Source organism: Candidatus Polarisedimenticolia bacterium, assembly GCA_036001465.1.
Lineage (GTDB): Bacteria > Acidobacteriota > Polarisedimenticolia > Gp22-AA2 > Gp22-AA2 > Gp22-AA3.
The window spans coordinates 79,287-95,474 of the sequence record DASYUH010000013.1 but is presented as its reverse complement, the minus strand read 5'-3'; the positions used below and the strand labels follow the sequence as shown (position 1 = coordinate 95,474).

Below are 16,188 nucleotides of genomic sequence, written 5' to 3'. Positions count from 1 at the left end.
GCCGCCAGGGAGGAGGGCATCTGGCCCCTTGCGCAGCCGGAACGCCATCGAGGGGGGGAGTGGTTGTCTCGATGAACAGTTTTCTGGATCTGGCGCTGGGACATCTCGGAGCCATCTCGCTCCTGTTCACCCAGACCGTCAGGGAGACGGTCCGGAAGAAGCCCGAGTGGTCTGTCATTCTCGACCAGATGCACCACCTGGGGGTGCGCTCCCTGGCGATCGCCACGGTCACGGCGCTGTTCACCGGCATGGTGCTGGCACTGCAGACCTCCTACTCACTGGCGGCCTACGGGGCCAAGCTGTTCGTGGGAGACATCGTGGCGCTGTCGCTGGTGCGCGAGCTGGGGCCGGTCCTGACCGCCCTCATGGTGGGGGGGCGCGTGGGGGCCGGGATCACCGCCGAGATTGGCACAATGAAGGTGACCGAACAGATCGACGCCATTCGCGCCATGGCGGCGAACCCGGTGCGCAAGCTGGTGGTGCCGAAGGTCCTGGCGATCCTGATCATGCTGCCGATCCTCACGATCTTCGCCGATTTCGTCGGTATCCTGGGCGGACTGACCATGGCCACGACGAGCCTGAACCAGCCCGGGGCCTTCTACATGCAACACGTGGTCCAGGCGCTCAGCGTCCAGGACATCCTCAGCGGCGTCGGGAAGTCGATTTTCTTCGCCCTGTTCATCTCACTCATTGCCTGCCATAGCGGTCTGTCCGCCGAGGGTGGAGCGGACGGGGTCGGGCGTGCGACGACCCAGACCGTCGTCGCGGCCTCGCTCTCGGTCCTGGTCTCGGACTTCTTTCTGACCAAATTCTTTCTGGCGCTCTGAGAGCGGCTGTGGACGACCCCTTCGTCAGGTTCGAGGATGTCCACAAATCTTTCGGGGAGAAGAAGGTCCTGGGCGGGATCAGCGTCGACATCCAGCGGGGCGAGACGATGGTCGTCCTCGGAGGCAGCGGCAGCGGGAAATCGGTCCTGATCCGGCACATCATCGGCCTGCACCGGCCGGACCGGGGACACGTGTTCGTGGAAGGGGAGGACATCGTCGACTACGATGAGGAGGGGCTCATCCCGGTTCGCCAGAAGGTGGCGATGCTCTTCCAGGGGAGCGCCCTGTTCGATTCGATGAACGTCCTGGACAACGTGGCCTATGGCCTGCGGGAGCATACGGATCTCGACGAGGAGCGGATCCGCCACAACGTGCGCGCCAAGCTCGCCCTCGTGGGGCTGGAAGGCGTCGAGGAGCTCATGCCTGCCGAGCTGTCGGGCGGGATGAAGAAGCGGGTGGCACTGGCCCGCTCCATCGCCATGGATCCGCGCTGCATCCTGTACGATGAGCCGACGACCGGCCTCGATCCGGTCACGGCCAATACCATCAACGAGCTCATCCGCGGGCTGCAGAGACGCATCCAGGTCACGTCCGTGGTCGTGACGCACGACATCGCGAGCGCCTTCCTCGTGGGCGATCGGATCGCCTACCTGTACGAGGGTCGCATGCACTTCGTGGGGACCGTCGAGGAGGCGAAGGTTTCCCGGGAGCCGCGCCTGCGGCATTTTCTCAGCGGCGGCAGGGAGGTGTCCGGTGCGACTGTCTAGGGCGACCAAGGAAGTCAGCGTGGGGGCCTTCGTCTCGATCGGGTTGATCCTGTTCGCCGTCGGCGTCATGGCGATCAGCAAGGAACAGCGGTTGTTCTCCCGGAAGACGAAGTACTGGACCCAGTTCGACAACACCAGCGGACTGGCCGAGGGCTCGCCCGTGCGGCTGGTGGGAGTGCAGATCGGCACCGTCTCGGAAATCGAATTTCCCGAGGACCTGCGTGAATCGAAGATCAAGGTCGTGTTCTCCGTCGACCGGGCCTACGCCGCCCGCATCCGGTCCGGAACCCAGGCCCTCCTGAAATCGCTCACCTACCTCTCCCAGGACAAATACATCGAGCTGACGCCGGGCGACCCCGACCGGCCGGCCCTGGAGAAAAACGGATTCATCGAACCCGGAGTGTCCGTCTGGGAGGAGACCATCCTGCAGAGCCAGGGGATCGCGGACGACATCAAGGAGATCACGGCCTCTCTTCGCGATCTGCTGGTGGCGATCAATCGAGGCGGGGGAATCGTGCAGGAGATGATCCACAACCCGGAGTTCGGCCGCCAAGGGGTGACCAACCTGGAAGGGAGCCTGTCCTCTCTGCGGCGCACACTCGAGGGCGTGGAGAAGGGCAAGGGGCTGGCCGGAGCGCTCATCAACGACGAGGCCCTGGCCCGCAAGCAGATCGAGAACATCGATGCCGCGCTGACCCACGCGCGTTCCATCATGGAGAAGCTGGACGCCGACCAGGGCTTCCTGGCTCAGATCAGCAAGCCCGACGGGGAGGGCGCGCGAGTGCTGGGCGATCTGCGCGCCGGCGCCTCGGCATTGCGCAAGGCGGCCGAGGGAGTCAACCAGGGCCAGGGCCTGCTCGGCCGGCTGATGCACGACGAAGCCTACGCCAGCGGCCTCCTGAGGAAGATCGACAGCGTCGCCGCCCACGCCGACTCGATCCTGCGCAAGGTCGACAGCGGCAAGGGAACTCTCGGCGGGATCGTCAACGATCCCGAGGTGTACCTGGGGCTCAAGGACATCGTGGCGGGCATCCAGAAGAGCCGCGTGGGCAAGGGGATGATCCGGCATTACGGCAAGAAGGGAGCGAAAGAGAGTGCGAAGGAAGGCGAGGCACAGGGAGACGATGCCGACGAAGAAGAAACGACCCCTGGCGGACCCAAACCCGGGACCACGCCCGAGCCGTAGCTCCGTCGCGGCCGCGGTGGTCGTGGGAGATTCCCCGGACGCGGAGCCCGGGGCTGCCGGGGATCTGCTCGAGAGGCTCAGGGCGCGGGAGGCCAGGGTGGCGGTCATCGGCCTGGGTTATGTCGGACTGCCGCTGGCCTGTGAGTTCGCCCGGGCCGGGTTCACCGTGGAGGGGATCGACGTCGACGTCGCCAAGATCGGGCGCCTGAAGAGCGGCCGCTCGCACGTCCAGGATGTGCCGGACGATCGGCTCCTCGCGCTGATCGCCAGCGGGTCGGTCCGTCCCACCGGCGACTTCTCGGTGCTGGCGGGCTGCGATGCGGTCGTCATCTGCGTGCCCACCCCTCTGCGCAAGACGCGCGACCCGGACATTTCCTATATCGTCGCCGCGGTGGACGAGATCGCCAGCCACCTGCACAAGGGGCTGCTCGTGGTGCTGGAAAGCACGACGTATCCCGGGACGACGGAGGAGGTGATCCTGCCGAAACTTCAGGCGTCCGGCCTGAAAGCCGGGCGGGACTTTTTCCTCGCGTTCTCTCCCGAACGCGTCGATCCGGGCAACCCGAAGTACGACACGCGCAACACGCCCAAGATCCTCGGCGGCGTCACGCCGGCATGCGGCCGGGTCGCCCGCGCGCTCTACGAGCCCGCGATCGAGCAGGTCATCCCGGTTTCGAGCACGCGCGCGGCCGAAATGGTCAAGCTCCTCGAGAACACCTTCCGCAGCGTCAACATCGGGCTGGTGAACGAGGTCGCCCTGATGTGCGACCGGCTCGGTCTCGACGTCTGGGAAGTCATCGACGCTGCGGCGACCAAGCCGTTCGGCTTCATGCCGTTCTACCCGGGACCGGGGCTGGGAGGGCACTGCATCCCGATCGACCCGCACTACCTCTCCTGGAAGCTGAAGACGCTGAACTACACGGCCCGGTTCATCGAGCTGGCGTCCGAGGTGAACACCCAGATGCCGCACTACGTCGTCGGCAAGGTCGTGGACGCCCTGAACGATCAGAACAGGAGCGTGCGGGACACGCGCATCCTGGTGCTCGGCGTGGCCTACAAGAAGGATGTGGGGGACGTGCGGGAGTCGCCTGCCCTGGACGTGATCAAGCTGCTGGCCGACCGTGGCGCGGACGTGCGGTTCAACGATCCGTACGCGGGCGAGATCGGCATCGACGGCGGGCGGAGATACGTCTCGGTGCCGCTCGACCGCCGCGAGCTGGAATCGGCCGGTCTCGTGATCATCGTCACGAACCACTCGACGTACGACTATGAATTCATCGTGGCCCATTCGCGGTGCGTGCTGGACACGCGCAATGCCACGCGCGGAGTCAAGACCGGACGCGAGAAAATCAGGAGACTCTGAGCGGCATGTCGAACATCCTGGTGACAGGCGGCGCGGGCTTCATCGGCTCTCATCTGGTGGAGGCCCTCCACAGGGCGGGGCGCGAAGTCGTCGTTCTGGACAACTTCGATGATTTCTACCTGCCCGAGGTGAAGCACCGCAACCTGGAGTCCCTCAAGACGCGTCCCGGATTCTCACTGGTGGAAGGGGACATCCGGGATGAGGCGCTGGTCGACAGGGTCTTCACGGCCCACCCGATCAGCGTCGTCGTCCACCTTGCGGCCCGGGCGGGGGTGCGCCCGTCGATCCAGCAGCCGGTCCTCTACGCGGACGTCAACGTCACCGGTACGGCGGTGCTGCTCGAGGCCTGTCGCCGCCACGGCACGGGCAAGTTCATCTTCGGCTCCTCGTCGTCCGTTTACGGGAACAACGACCGCCTGCCGTTCTCCGAGAAGGACGAGGTGGACCGGCCGATCTCGCCCTACGCCGCGACCAAGCGGGCGGGGGAATTGCTGTGCGCGACGTACCATGAGCTGTACCGGCTCAACGTCTTCGCGCTGAGGTTCTTCACCGTGTACGGTCCCCGGCAGCGCCCGGAAATGGCCATCCACAAGTTCACGCGCCTCATCGACAGGGGACTCCCCTTGCCACGCTTCGGCGACGGCTCGACGCGGCGCGACTACACATTCATCACCGACATCATCAATGGCGTCCTGCGTGCGATCGACCGCGTGCAGGGGTTCGAGATCATCAATCTGGGAGGAGCCCAAACGACCCGCCTCGACGAGTTGATCGCCCATCTGGAAAGGAATCTCAAGCGAAAGGCCGTCATCGAGGCGGAGCCGGGTCAGCCGGGCGACGTGGTGGTGACCTATGCGGATGTCGACAAGGCGCGACGCCTCCTGGGCTTCGAGCCGGAGACACGCATCGAGGATGGGATCGGGCGATTCGTCGAGTGGTACCGGGAATTGAAGGTGCGCGCGTGAACATCGCCGTCGTGGGCACGGGCTACGTGGGACTGGTCAGCGCCGCCTGTTTTGCGGAATTCGGAGTCAGCGTCATCGCCGTGGACAAGGATGCTGCCAAAATCGCCTCCCTTCAGAAGGGGCAGGTGCCGTTCTACGAGCCGGGGTTGGAGGAATTGGTCCGGCGCAACATGAAGGAGGGCCGGCTGGGCTTTTCCACCGACATGAAGACGGCGGTGGAGAAAGCGCTCGTCATCCTGATCGCCGTCGGGACGCCGCCGGCCGAGGGCGGCGGAGCCGATCTCAGCTTCGTTCGGGAGGTGGCGCTCGGCATCGCGCGCTACCTCAACGGCTACAAGGTGATCGTGACCAAGAGCACCGTGCCGATGGGGACCGGGGCCATGATTCGCAAGCTGATCGAAGAGAACCGGCCGGGCCGCGAACCGTTCAGCGTGGTGAGCAACCCCGAATTCCTGCGCGAGGGGGCGGCGATCGAGGACTTCATGCGTCCCAACAGAGTGGTCATCGGCGCGGAGGACCCGCAGGCCGTGGCCATCCTGAAGGACCTCTACAATCCTCTGTACCTCATCGAGACGCCGTTCGTGATCACCAACGTGGTCAGCGCCGAGATGGTGAAGTACGCCAGCAACGCCTTTCTTGCCACCAAGATCTCCTTCATCAACGAAATCGCGAACCTGTGCGAGGCGGTCGGGGCGGACGTGCACGAGGTGGCTCGCGGCATGGGACTCGACAACCGCATCGGCCGCAAGTTCCTTCATCCGGGACCGGGCTTCGGCGGATCGTGCTTCCCGAAGGACACGCGGGCCGTGGCGAGCATGGCCGCGCAGGCCGGCGTGCCGGCGCGCATCGTCGATGCGGTGATCGCGGCCAATGAGTACCAGGCCGGGCGCATGGTGGAGAAGATCACGCGAGCCGTGGGCGGACTGAGCGGGAGGACCATCGGCTGCCTGGGACTCTCATTCAAGCCCAACACCAGCGACACGCGTGATTCGCCGGCCCTCCGCATCATCCTGGACCTGGTTCGTGCAGGCGCGCGCGTCCGCGCGTTCGACCCGGTCGCCATGCCGGAGGCGCGCCAGGTCCTTCCCGGGATCGACTATACCGAAGACGCCTACGACGCGGCCACCGGGTGCGATGCCCTGGTGATCGCCACGGAATGGAACCAGTTCCGCAGCCTGGACTGGGATCGCATGAAAAAGGCGCTCAAATCACCGGTCGTGGTCGATCTCCGCAATGTCTACGAGCCGGGCCAGATGCGGGACCTGGGAATACGGTACGTGGGGGTGGGGCGGTGACAGGCCCGTCCACCCGCTACCTGGTGACCGGCGGGGCCGGCTTCATCGGTTCGAGCATCGTGGAAGCGCTTCTCCGGCGGGGCGACAGCGTCGTTGTCCTGGATGACTTTTCGACCGGCCGGCGGAGCAACCTCGAAGGCGCGTTGAGCGCGCGGGCTGCAGGGGCGCCCGCTCCGGAAATCATCGAGGGCGACATCCGGGACGTCCCGACGGTGCGCCGGGCGGTGCGCGGCGTGACCCACGTGATGCACCAGGCGGCCCTGCCCTCCGTGCAGCGATCCGTCGAAGACCCGCTGTCCAGCCACGACGTGAACGCCACCGGTACGCTCAACCTCCTGGTCGCGGCCCGCGATGCGGGCGTCAGGCGTTTTGTGTACGCCTCGTCCTCGTCGGTCTACGGGGACTCGCCGGAGCTGCCGAAGGTCGAGTCGATGCCGACCGCGCCCTTGTCGCCGTATGCGGTCAGCAAGCTTGCCGGAGAGAATTATTGCCGTATCTTCCACGGGCTGTACGGCCTGGAGGCAATCGCCTTGCGTTACTTCAACGTCTTCGGGCCCCGGCAGGACCCGACGTCCCAGTACGCGGCGGTGGTGCCGAATTTCCTCAGCGCCGTGACCTCGGGCAAGCCGCCGATCGTGTTCGGCGACGGACTGCAGTCCCGCGATTTCACTTTCATCGAGAACGTCGTCGAGGCCAATCTGAAGGCGTGTCTGGCGTCCGGTTTGGCTTCCGGCCGGGCCTACAACGTCGCCTGCGGCGAGAGAGTCACCCTCCTGCAGCTCCTGCAAATCCTGGAACGCCTGACGGGGTCCGCCGTCCGGCCGGTCCACGATCGGCCGCGGCCGGGTGACGTGCGGGACTCGCTGGCAGACATTCAGGAAGCCCGACGGCACCTGGGGTTTGAGCCGCATGTATCCTTGGAGGAAGGACTGCGCCGCACCCTTGCCGCGTTCAGGCCATGAAGCTCTCCGTAATCATCCCCGTATTCAACGAAGCGGCCACGATTCGCACCATCCTCGAAAGAGTCGGGGACATCGCGTTCGACAAGGAGATCATCGTCGTGGATGACGCGTCCACGGACGGGACGCAGGAAATTCTGCGCGGCCTGCGCGCCCCCGGAACCACCGTCCTCTACCACGACAGGAACCGAGGCAAGGGGGCCGCCCTGCGGACGGGCTTTGCGAAGGTCGCGGGGGACATCGTCCTTGTCCAGGATGCCGACCTGGAGTACGACCCGGCGGAGTATCCACGACTGCTGAAGCCAATCCTGGAGGGCCAGGCGGACGTGGTCTACGGATCCCGTTTCGGCGGCGGCGAGATGCACCGCGTGCTCTTATTCTGGCACTATGCGGGCAACCGTTTCCTGACCACGCTGTCAAACATGTTCACGAATCTGAACCTGTCCGACATGGAAACTTGCTACAAGGTGTTCCGGGCAGACTTGCTGCGGAGGCTCCACCTGAGATCGAACCGCTTCGGGTTCGAGCCGGAGTTCACTGCCAAGGTCGCGCGCCTGGGCTGCCGCGTCTACGAAGTGCCGGTGTCGTATCACGGACGGGGCTATGAATCGGGGAAGAAAATCACCTGGAAGGACGGTATCACCGCGATCGGGTGCATCGTCTGGTACCGGTTCTTCGACTGAGGTCCGCGCTTTCGCCGTGATCCTCGCCGGGGGAGGGGGAACGCGCCTCTGGCCGTTGGCGAGCCTTCGTTCACCGAAGCCATTCCTGCCCCTCGACAAGGGCGTGAGCCTGTTCCGCCGAACGTACGACAGGATCGTGCCTGTGGTCGGGCCCTCCCGCGTCGTCGTGGTGACCGGCGTCGCCCAGGTTGGCTGGGTACGACGGCAGGTCCCCAGGATCCCAAGGGGGCAGATCCTGGTTGAAGAAACCAGCCGGGACACGGCGGCCTCCATCGCGCTGGCGGCCCACTGGCTGCGCCGGAAGCATGGCGATGCGATCATGATCGTGCTGCCGGCCGATCACGCTATCCATCCCGTCTCCGCCTTTCGCGCGACGGTGAGGCGGGGGATCCACATCGTGAGGCGGTCCGCCGGGCTCATAACGATCGGTGTGCCGGCGAGGTCGCCGCAGACCGGTTTCGGTTACATCCTCGCGGCCGGGACCGGCACAGGGAAGGGCGCACATGAAGTGCAGGCCTTCATCGAAAAACCAGGGGCGCGACAGGCGGCCCGAATGGTGCGCTCGGGGCGCTACCTGTGGAACAGCGGCATATTCCTCTGGAAGGCCTCGACGATTCTGGGAGAGCTCGCCCGCCACAGGCCGGACATCGCGACCCCGCTCGAGAAATGGACGCGCCGCGTGCCTGGGGGCGAGTGGAGAATACCGGCATCCGTGCTCAGGAGCCTTCCGCGCGTTCCGATCGATCGGGCCGTCCTCGAGCGCTCCAATAATGTGCTGGTCCTGCGCGCCCCGTTCGCCTGGTCGGACGTGGGCAACTGGGATGCGCTGGGGGGGCTGCTCCCGGCGGACAACAGGGGCAATTCCGCGATCGGGAGGATTCTGGCGCTGGACGCCGAACGGTGCCTGGGAGTCAACGAGAACGGCCTGACGGTGTTCGTTGGCGTGAAGGACATCGTGGCCGTGCACTCGAAAGGTGTGCTCCTGGTTTGTCACCGGGACGCTGCCCAGAGAGTGCGCGAAGTGGTGCATGATCTGCGAAGGCCTCTGGGGGCCTGCCGTTAAAGAGGAGACGCGTCCGTGATGCACGCCGTGTGCGACAGGATCATCCACTGGGGCCTGGTGGCGCTCATCGTCTTCACCCCGTTCGCCTTCGGCACGGTGGAGCCTTGGTCGATCGCCCTCATGGAATGGGGCATCGTCACCATCGTCCTGATCTTCGCCCTCTCTCGCCTCTGGCCATCCGGCGAGACCACTCCCGGCGCCCCGCCGCGAAGGGGACCGGCGCTCCTGGGCATGGGACTGCCGATCGGCATGTTCCTGCTCCTGACCATTCTGCAGATGGTGCCTTTGCCGCTGTCATGGCTCGAGGACATCTCGCCGGGATCGGCGCGGATGTATGCGAGCGTCGACCTCAAGGGCTGGGAAAGCGTGCAGACCGGTGCGACCGAGGCGAGGGCGGGCCGCCAGGATTCTCTGCTCCAACTCGAGGAGCGTGCCCGGCGGCCGATCAGCGTGAATCCCGGCCGGACCCGCGGGAAGGTCGTCCAACTCGGGACCCTGGTCGCGCTTTTCTTCCTGGTCGCATGCTGGGTCGACGGCGGGAGGGCCACCTCCATCCTGAAGGCGGTGACGGTCGTTGGTTTCCTGGTGGCGGTTTTCGGCCTGGTCCAGCTCCTGACTTGGAACGGAAGGATCTACTGGGTGCGCAACGTCCCCAGTGGGCCCGAGACGATGCCCAGGGCCTTTGGTCCTTTCGTCAATCATAATCACTTTGCCGGGTACGTCGAAATGATCATCCCGGTGGCCCTCAGCCTTGCCTTCTGGCTAGTGGACAACAGACGCACGCCGTCATTCAAGGCGGCATCCACCGCGCCAAGGGACGGTTGGAGCGACGCTCTTCCGGAGGGCTCGAATGAGGAGAGGGGCCGTCTGAGTCAGGGGACCCTGGCCACCTTCGCGGCGGTCATCTTGATCGTCGCCCTGCTGACCTCGCTCTCCCGGGGGGGGATTCTGTCCGCTTTCATCAGCGGGGCGGTCCTGCTGATCCTGCTGTGCCGGCGCATCGCGTCGCGGCTCGTCCGGGTGTCGATCGTCGTGGCGCTTCCAACAGTCGTGATCGCGATGATCGCCCTGATTGGCGCCGAGGCCGTCAAGAAGCAGCTGGGGACCTACGCCAACCTTTCGGGCGAGTCCTCTTTCCGGCTGCGGGTCATCATCTGGGAGCGCGTGATACGCGAGCTGCCGGCGTATGCCTGGGTCGGCTCCGGCCTGGGAACCTTCGAGGACAGCTTCGCACCAGTGTCGCCGGCTGGTTCGCAGGGGCGGTGGGACAGGACGCACAACGACTACCTCCAGCTACTGTGGGAAACTGGAATCGCGGGGGGATTGCTGTTCGTTCTGGGCTCAGGGAATTTCATTCGGAGATACTGGTGGCCTGCCCTGCTTGGCCGGGAAAGACCCGTCGACCTGTTTCGGGTCGGCATGGCCGTCTCACTTTTGAGCATTGCCCTTCACTCGAGCGTCGATTTCTGCCTCCAAATCGGCGCGAACGGATTCTTGTGCGCTCTTCTCGGCGGGTTGATCGTGGCGCTGCACCGGACCCGCGACACGGGCCCCGGACGTCCCCCGGTCCAGGCCATCAATGGCCCTTGGGCCGAATAGGATTGCCGGCCCGACAGAGGCACCGTATATTCAGAGCTCCGGCGCTCATGACAATCGTGTGATCCCGATGGCCCATAAGATTCTCCTGCTGACGTGCTTCACCGTCCTGTTGCTGGCGGAGAGCGCCTACTTCGTCGGCCAAAGCGCTGCGGGCATCCTGCGCCTCCGCGGCGAAAGGGCCTTTTTCAGGAACGATCACGAGCGGGCGTGGAACGGCTACCATCGTGCGATGGCCCTGGGAGGCGACCTCGAAACCCTGGAGACCGACCAAATCGAACTGCTGCTTTTCGGCCTGGACCAGGCCTGGGCGGGTATTCGCGTCAGGACGGCCCTGCCTCCCGAGAAGGCGGTGAGCACGGCGTTGCAGCTCGTGGCGCGCCGGGTCGCCGAGACGCCCTTCAAGGCATACGTCTGGTCGCTGGCCTCGGACAACTATTTCCACGCGGCGAGGCTCCGGCGCCAGAACACAACCCTGGACCTCTCTTCGCTTTCCGAGGACCCGATGGCCGTTCTCCTGCCCGAAGATCGCCTCGGCCTGGCTGCGCTGGAAACGGCGTCCCGCCTGGAGCCCAACAATTACATCTATCATGATCTCCTGGCAGAGAAATTCATGGATATGGGTGACATCGACACCGCGGCCACCTATTGCCGCCGCTCCGTGGCCGCTTATCCCGTTCTGGGCGCTCACAGATATCTCATGGTTCCCGATCCTGCTCCCGAGCTTCTCGAGGCGGCCATCCGCGGATTCGAGGACTCGCGACGGCAGGAGTCGATGATCCCGCCGGGAACGATCGAGAGCGAGGTAGGCGTGCTCTTATGGCGCAACGGCCAGGCGCGAAGGGCCATCGACTTTTTGAGTCGTGCGGTCGCTTTGTCTCCCGATCTTTACGAGGCGCAGTACTATCTCGGCATCGCCAGTTATGAGCTGGGCGATCACCAGGCGGCGCTGCGCCACCTGCAGGAAGCCACCCGCTGCCTGCCTGAGAGCCCGTCGCCGCACGTGCACATGGCGTTCGCGCAGACGGCCCTGGGCAATCTCCAGGGCGCGATCGATCAATTCAGGCGGGCCCGTGAGAAGGACCCCCAGGACATCAGGTTCTTCCATTTCCTCGGCGAAGCCCTCGAGAAGGCCGGTCAGGTCAAGGAAGCCGAGCGGCAATTCGTCGCCGCTGCGAAGATCAACCCGAAGAGCACCGTGGCCTGGGCTGCGCTGCTCGGATTCTACACGCGCCACCGCGAGCTTCGGCCCCTCGCCGATATCTGCTCGAACCTCGAGTTGATGGCGCCCGACGAGATCGCCTATCGCGAGCAGTGCGCGGCTCTCGGACTGGAGATTCCTTGAGCCCGTTCGGCCAGGGTACGGCGATCCCCGTGGACGGCCTGGGTCCGTGGGAGCCGGCGCGGTTGCGGCGGTGAGCGCACCCAGGGGGCGCCACCGGATCTGCCTGGTCGTGGGGCAACTCGCCTTGGGCGGCCTGGAAAGGCAGGTCTACCTGCTGGCGACGGGTCTCGATCAGAGCCGATTCGAGGTCGTCGTCGTATCGATGACCCGCGGCGGACAGTGGGCCGAAGCCTTGCGGCGGTCCGGCGTGAGCGTCGTGGAGATGGGCCGCCGCGGCCACCTGGATTGGCGTCGTCTTGCCGGAATGGTCCGGATTTTCCGGGCGATCCGGCCGCACGTGGTCTACTCGTTCAACTACGAGGCGAACGCTTATGCCCGCCTGGCTGGATTGCTGGCTGGCGTGCCCATTCTGGTCACCGGCGAGCGCAACGTATACATGTCCAGGCGCATGGGAGTCCTGGAACGCGTGCTGATTCGCTTCACCGAATGCGTGATCTGCAACGCCGAGGCGATCCGGCGCGACCTGATCGACCGGACGGGGCTGCCGGAGGACAAGATCATCACGATCCGAAACGCGGTCGCGATCCGGCCCCACCCGGGTCCTGTCGAACGGCACTCAGCACGGCAACTCATCGGAGCGACCGAGGACGAGATCGTGGTGGGCACGATCGCCGGGCTCGCCGCGAGAAAGAACCTCACGATGCTGGTCCGCGCCGCGTCTCTCTGCAAGGCGGCGGCACGGCTGCGATTTTGCATCGTGGGCGGAGGGCCCGACGAGCAGGCCGTGCGGACAGCCATCCACGACCATGGGGTAGAAGATCGGTTCACCCTGCTCGGGGAAAGGGACGACGCGTGGACTCTGCTCGCCGGGTTCGACCTGTTCGTCCTCTCGTCCAGGATCGAAGGGCTGCCCAATGCCCTGATGGAAGCCATGGTAGCGGGACTCCCCTGCGTGTGCACCGACGTGGGGGGATGCAGTGAGCTGGTGGCGCACGGCGTGACCGGGTACCTGGTGGATCCCGGTGATGCCCGGGCGCTGGCAGACCGCGTTGTAGAATTGGCCGGGGATGCCGCTCTGCGCTCATCGATGGGCGGCGCGGGAAGGGAACGGATCACCGACGGATACTCCGTCGAGCGACTTGTGTCCGAGGTCGAGCAGGTCCTGCTGCGGTTGCTGGAGGCGGCGGGATCGAGCGCGCGGGGACGCCGGCTGCGGGGCGATTTCATCGAGGTGAGATAGCGGCCGATGCATCGCACTCCGTACAAACGAGAGGGGCCACGCGAGAGCCCCTCTTGCCGGCTGGCGGCCGTGGGCGACTTGATGCTTTCGGGAGATGGGGCGAGGCGGCACCGACCGGACCTCGGCCCGATCGGCATGCCCGACGAGGTCGGCCCGGTCCTGCGTTCGGGAGACCTCGTGTTCGGCAACCTGGAAACACCCCTGTGCGGCCCCCGCGTGGAGTGCGCTCTGTTTCGGCGGCACACGGCCATGGCGCCCGTGCTCTGGCTGGTGGTCCACCTGAGAAAAGGGCTCTGGCGCGAGCTCGAGTCCAACCTCCCGCGCGCTCGGCCGGAGCACGTCGGGATGCTGGCGCGTTTCGCGGCGAAGAAGCTGGAGAGCCTGTGGAGGCGCCATTGAGCGGAAGCGTTGAGGGGGGGGCACCCGGAATGTCCGCCACGATCGTCATGCCGGTACGTAACGAGGGCGCGTCTCTCCGGCGCAGTCTGGCGGCGGTACTGAGCCAGAATTACCCCTCGAGACTGCTCGAGGTCATCGTTGCGGACGGGATGTCCGATGACGAAACGCGAGCCATTGTGCGGGAACGGATGGCCCATCACCCCAACTTGAAGATGATCGACAACCCTTCCCGCATCGTGCCGACCGGGCTGAACCGCGCCATCAGGGAGGCACGGGGAGACGTCATCGTTCGCGTGGACGGGCACACGGTTGTCGCGCCGGACTACGTCACCGAGTGCCTGGCGGCCCTCCGGCGATCTGCGGCCGACAATGTCGGCGGACCGATGCGGGCCGTCGGTGAAGGCCGGTTCGGGAAAGCCGTCGCCGCCGCGACGGGTTCTCCCTTCGGCGTCGGCGGCGCGCGCTTTCACTACTCGGAATCCGAGGAATGGGTCGACACGGTCTACCTGGGGGCCTGGAGCAGGGAGACCCTCAACCGGATCGGCCTGTTTGACGAGGAGATGGTGCGTGACCAGGACGATGAGCTGAATTACCGGCTGCTGGATCGGGGGGGGCGCGTCCTCCTCAGCCCGAGAATCAGGTCCTCCTACACCGTCCGCGGGACTCCGCGCTCCCTGTGGCGGCAGTACTTCCAGTACGGGTTTTGGAAGGTCCGGGTGATGCAGAAACACCCGCGCCAGGTCCGCCTTCGCCATCTGGTGCCGCCGGCCTTCGTGGCGGCGCTCGTTCTTTCGGCCGCAGTCGCGTGGAGCGCGCCGGACGCCGTCCCGCTCTGGGGAGCCGTTCCTCTGGCCTACGCGGTGGCGAGCGTCGCCGCGGCGCTCTCGGCTGGGAGGAGCGCGGGATGGCCCGTGGTGCCGCTTCTCCCGTTCGTCTATGCCCTCCTGCACCTGGCGTACGGGCTGGGGTTCCTGGTGGGCATGGTGCGCTTCATGACGAAATGGCGCGCCCGACCTGACGGCCGGACGATGCCCGCGGCGAACGAGGACGTGTCGGCGTGAATCCGCGGCTGGAGACGATTTACGCACGCAGTCCGGTCTTCCTCCAAAACGCCTACATTTCGCTCTATGGCCGCCGCATCCGTCGCCAGCGCTTCAACCGGGACTACGATAGGTGGGTCGAACTCTTCGAGCGCTCGGAACGATGGGGGCCGGGCGAGCTGGGGGACTACCAGGATCGGGCGCTGGCGTCGCTGGTCGCTCACTGCTATGAACGTGTCCCTTTCTATCGCAGGGCCATGGACGAGCGGCGGCTGCGACCGGCCGACGTGGCGACCCGGAGGGATCTGCACAAGCTCCCGATCGTCACCAAGGATCTCATCCGCAGGGATGCGAGCGCCTTCCTGGCCCGGGGCGTCCGGGCGGGGAGCCTGAAGGAGTCTCCGACCTCGGGAACGACCGGCGCCTCGTTCACGGTCCTGTGGGACCGGGAGACCGATGTCCTCTGGAATGCCGTTCTGTGGAGGCATCGGGCCTGGTCCGGGTTCCGATTCGGAACGCGGTACGCCAGCCTGCTCGGCCGTGTCGTCGTGCCGCTCCAGCAGACGGGGTCGCCCTTCTGGAGATGGAATCGCCCCTGGAACCAGGTTCTGTTCTCCTCTTTCCACCTCAAGGCCGCAAACATCGGCGCCTACGTGGACGCCATGCGCGCCTTCGGGATCGAGGCCCTGGAATGCTACCCCTCCACGGGGTACATCCTGGCGCGCTTTCTCGAGGAGCGCGGGGAACGACTGCCGCTCCGCCACCTGGTCACCTCCTCAGAGACCCTCCTGCCCATCCAGCGCGAGCTCATGGAGAAGGTCTTCGGCAGTAAGGTCCTGGACTACTACGGCATGTCGGAGGCGGTCCTCTTCGCTGGGGAGTGCGGCAGGAGCAACGGCTACCACCTGCACGCGGAGATGGGCATCGCGGAAATCGTCGATGAGGGGGGAGAGCCACTCCCCGTTGGCCGCCACGGCCGGCTGCTCGGCACAGGCCTGGTGAACCGCGCCATGCCGCTCCTGCGCTATGAGATGGGTGACGTCTCCGCCCTCCGCCCGGAGGGTTGTCCCTGCGGACGGAGGCTCCCGCGGCTCGATCCGGTGACCACCAAGGCCGAGGACATCGTGGTGGCGCCCGACGGGCGTCTGATATCCTCCTCGACCCTGACGCACCCGTTCAAACCGCTGGATCGCGTGGAGAAGAGCCAGATCGTGCAGGAGGCGCTGGACCGGCTGCTCATCCGCATCGTGCCGAGGCCTGGCTACGGCGAGGAGGACACGCGACACCTGCTCCGCGAAATGCAGCGCCGGGTGGGGCAAGGCATGCAGATCCGGGTCGAGCTGGTGGAGGAGATTCCCATCGGGGCGTCCGGGAAATACCGTTGGGTGATCTCGAACCTGCCCCTGGGTTTTCGCCGGGGCGCGATCGAGAACCTGTTCGGGAAAGAGGCGGAGGGGTAG

At 65.9% G+C, this 16,188-nt stretch carries 15 protein-coding genes; all 15 read left to right on the top strand.

Annotated elements, in window-relative coordinates; translation table 11 throughout:
* Nucleotides 1-71: 71 nt before the first annotated feature.
* The 15 genes from VGV60_02670 to VGV60_02600 all read left to right on the top strand — a co-directional run bounded on the left by VGV60_02670 (nt 72) and on the right by VGV60_02600 (nt 16,188).
* Entirely contained in the window at nt 72-827 is a 756-nt protein-coding gene (locus tag VGV60_02670; protein ID HEV8700154.1) for an ABC transporter permease, read from the top strand.
* 8 nt (nt 828-835) lie between these two features.
* On the top strand, nt 836-1,594 hold the full coding sequence (locus tag VGV60_02665; protein ID HEV8700153.1) for an ABC transporter ATP-binding protein: 759 nt from the start codon (nt 836-838) through the stop codon (nt 1,592-1,594).
* Nucleotides 1,581-2,780, top strand: coding sequence for an MlaD family protein (locus tag VGV60_02660; GenBank protein ID HEV8700152.1), 1,200 nt, complete (start codon nt 1,581-1,583; stop codon nt 2,778-2,780). The genes VGV60_02665 and VGV60_02660 overlap by 14 nt, the downstream gene beginning before the upstream one ends.
* Nucleotides 2,719-4,143, top strand: coding sequence for a nucleotide sugar dehydrogenase (locus VGV60_02655; protein HEV8700151.1), 1,425 nt, complete (start codon nt 2,719-2,721; stop codon nt 4,141-4,143). The genes VGV60_02660 and VGV60_02655 overlap by 62 nt, the downstream gene beginning before the upstream one ends.
* Before the next feature lie 5 nt (nt 4,144-4,148).
* On the top strand, nt 4,149-5,108 hold the full coding sequence (locus tag VGV60_02650; GenBank protein ID HEV8700150.1) for a GDP-mannose 4,6-dehydratase: 960 nt from the start codon (nt 4,149-4,151) through the stop codon (nt 5,106-5,108).
* Nucleotides 5,105-6,403, top strand: coding sequence for a UDP-glucose/GDP-mannose dehydrogenase family protein (locus VGV60_02645; protein ID HEV8700149.1), 1,299 nt, complete (start codon nt 5,105-5,107; stop codon nt 6,401-6,403). Before VGV60_02650 ends, VGV60_02645 begins: the two co-directional genes overlap by 4 nt.
* Nucleotides 6,400-7,365 (top strand): SDR family oxidoreductase, encoded by a 966-nt coding sequence (locus VGV60_02640; GenBank protein HEV8700148.1) that lies wholly within the window; start codon nt 6,400-6,402, stop codon nt 7,363-7,365. The genes VGV60_02645 and VGV60_02640 overlap by 4 nt, the downstream gene beginning before the upstream one ends.
* Nucleotides 7,362-8,045: a glycosyltransferase family 2 protein gene (locus VGV60_02635; protein ID HEV8700147.1), complete on the top strand. Its 684-nt coding sequence runs from the start codon at nt 7,362-7,364 to the stop codon at nt 8,043-8,045. The genes VGV60_02640 and VGV60_02635 overlap by 4 nt, the downstream gene beginning before the upstream one ends.
* Nucleotides 7,966-9,108, top strand: coding sequence for a sugar phosphate nucleotidyltransferase (locus VGV60_02630; GenBank protein ID HEV8700146.1), 1,143 nt, complete (start codon nt 7,966-7,968; stop codon nt 9,106-9,108). The genes VGV60_02635 and VGV60_02630 overlap by 80 nt, the downstream gene beginning before the upstream one ends.
* Nucleotides 9,109-9,126: 18 nt before the next feature.
* On the top strand, nt 9,127-10,707 hold the full coding sequence (locus VGV60_02625; protein ID HEV8700145.1) for an O-antigen ligase family protein: 1,581 nt from the start codon (nt 9,127-9,129) through the stop codon (nt 10,705-10,707).
* A 67-nt stretch (nt 10,708-10,774) separates the two neighbouring features.
* Nucleotides 10,775-12,049 (top strand): tetratricopeptide repeat protein, encoded by a 1,275-nt coding sequence (locus tag VGV60_02620; protein ID HEV8700144.1) that lies wholly within the window; start codon nt 10,775-10,777, stop codon nt 12,047-12,049.
* Nucleotides 12,050-12,119: 70 nt separating this feature from the next.
* Nucleotides 12,120-13,289, top strand: a complete 1,170-nt coding sequence (locus VGV60_02615) for a glycosyltransferase (protein ID HEV8700143.1) — start codon at nt 12,120-12,122, stop codon at nt 13,287-13,289.
* Nucleotides 13,290-13,358: 69 nt separating this feature from the next.
* Nucleotides 13,359-13,688: a hypothetical protein gene (locus VGV60_02610; GenBank protein ID HEV8700142.1), complete on the top strand. Its 330-nt coding sequence runs from the start codon at nt 13,359-13,361 to the stop codon at nt 13,686-13,688.
* 29 nt (nt 13,689-13,717) lie between these two features.
* Nucleotides 13,718-14,749: a glycosyltransferase family 2 protein gene (locus tag VGV60_02605; protein ID HEV8700141.1), complete on the top strand. Its 1,032-nt coding sequence runs from the start codon at nt 13,718-13,720 to the stop codon at nt 14,747-14,749.
* Nucleotides 14,746-16,188, top strand: a complete 1,443-nt coding sequence (locus VGV60_02600) for a hypothetical protein (protein HEV8700140.1) — start codon at nt 14,746-14,748, stop codon at nt 16,186-16,188. Before VGV60_02605 ends, VGV60_02600 begins: the two co-directional genes overlap by 4 nt.

Coding starts and splice junctions, on each gene's coding strand:
- VGV60_02670 (HEV8700154.1), top strand. CDS start 72: ATGAACAGTTTTCTGGATCTGGCGCTGGGACATCTCGGAGCCATCTCG.
- VGV60_02655 (HEV8700151.1), top strand. CDS start 2,719: ATGCCGACGAAGAAGAAACGACCCCTGGCGGACCCAAACCCGGGACCA.
- VGV60_02650 (HEV8700150.1), top strand. CDS start 4,149: ATGTCGAACATCCTGGTGACAGGCGGCGCGGGCTTCATCGGCTCTCAT.
- VGV60_02635 (HEV8700147.1), top strand. CDS start 7,362: ATGAAGCTCTCCGTAATCATCCCCGTATTCAACGAAGCGGCCACGATT.
- VGV60_02630 (HEV8700146.1), top strand. CDS start 7,966: ATGAATCGGGGAAGAAAATCACCTGGAAGGACGGTATCACCGCGATCG.
- VGV60_02625 (HEV8700145.1), top strand. CDS start 9,127: ATGCACGCCGTGTGCGACAGGATCATCCACTGGGGCCTGGTGGCGCTC.
- VGV60_02620 (HEV8700144.1), top strand. CDS start 10,775: ATGGCCCATAAGATTCTCCTGCTGACGTGCTTCACCGTCCTGTTGCTG.
- VGV60_02605 (HEV8700141.1), top strand. CDS start 13,718: ATGTCCGCCACGATCGTCATGCCGGTACGTAACGAGGGCGCGTCTCTC.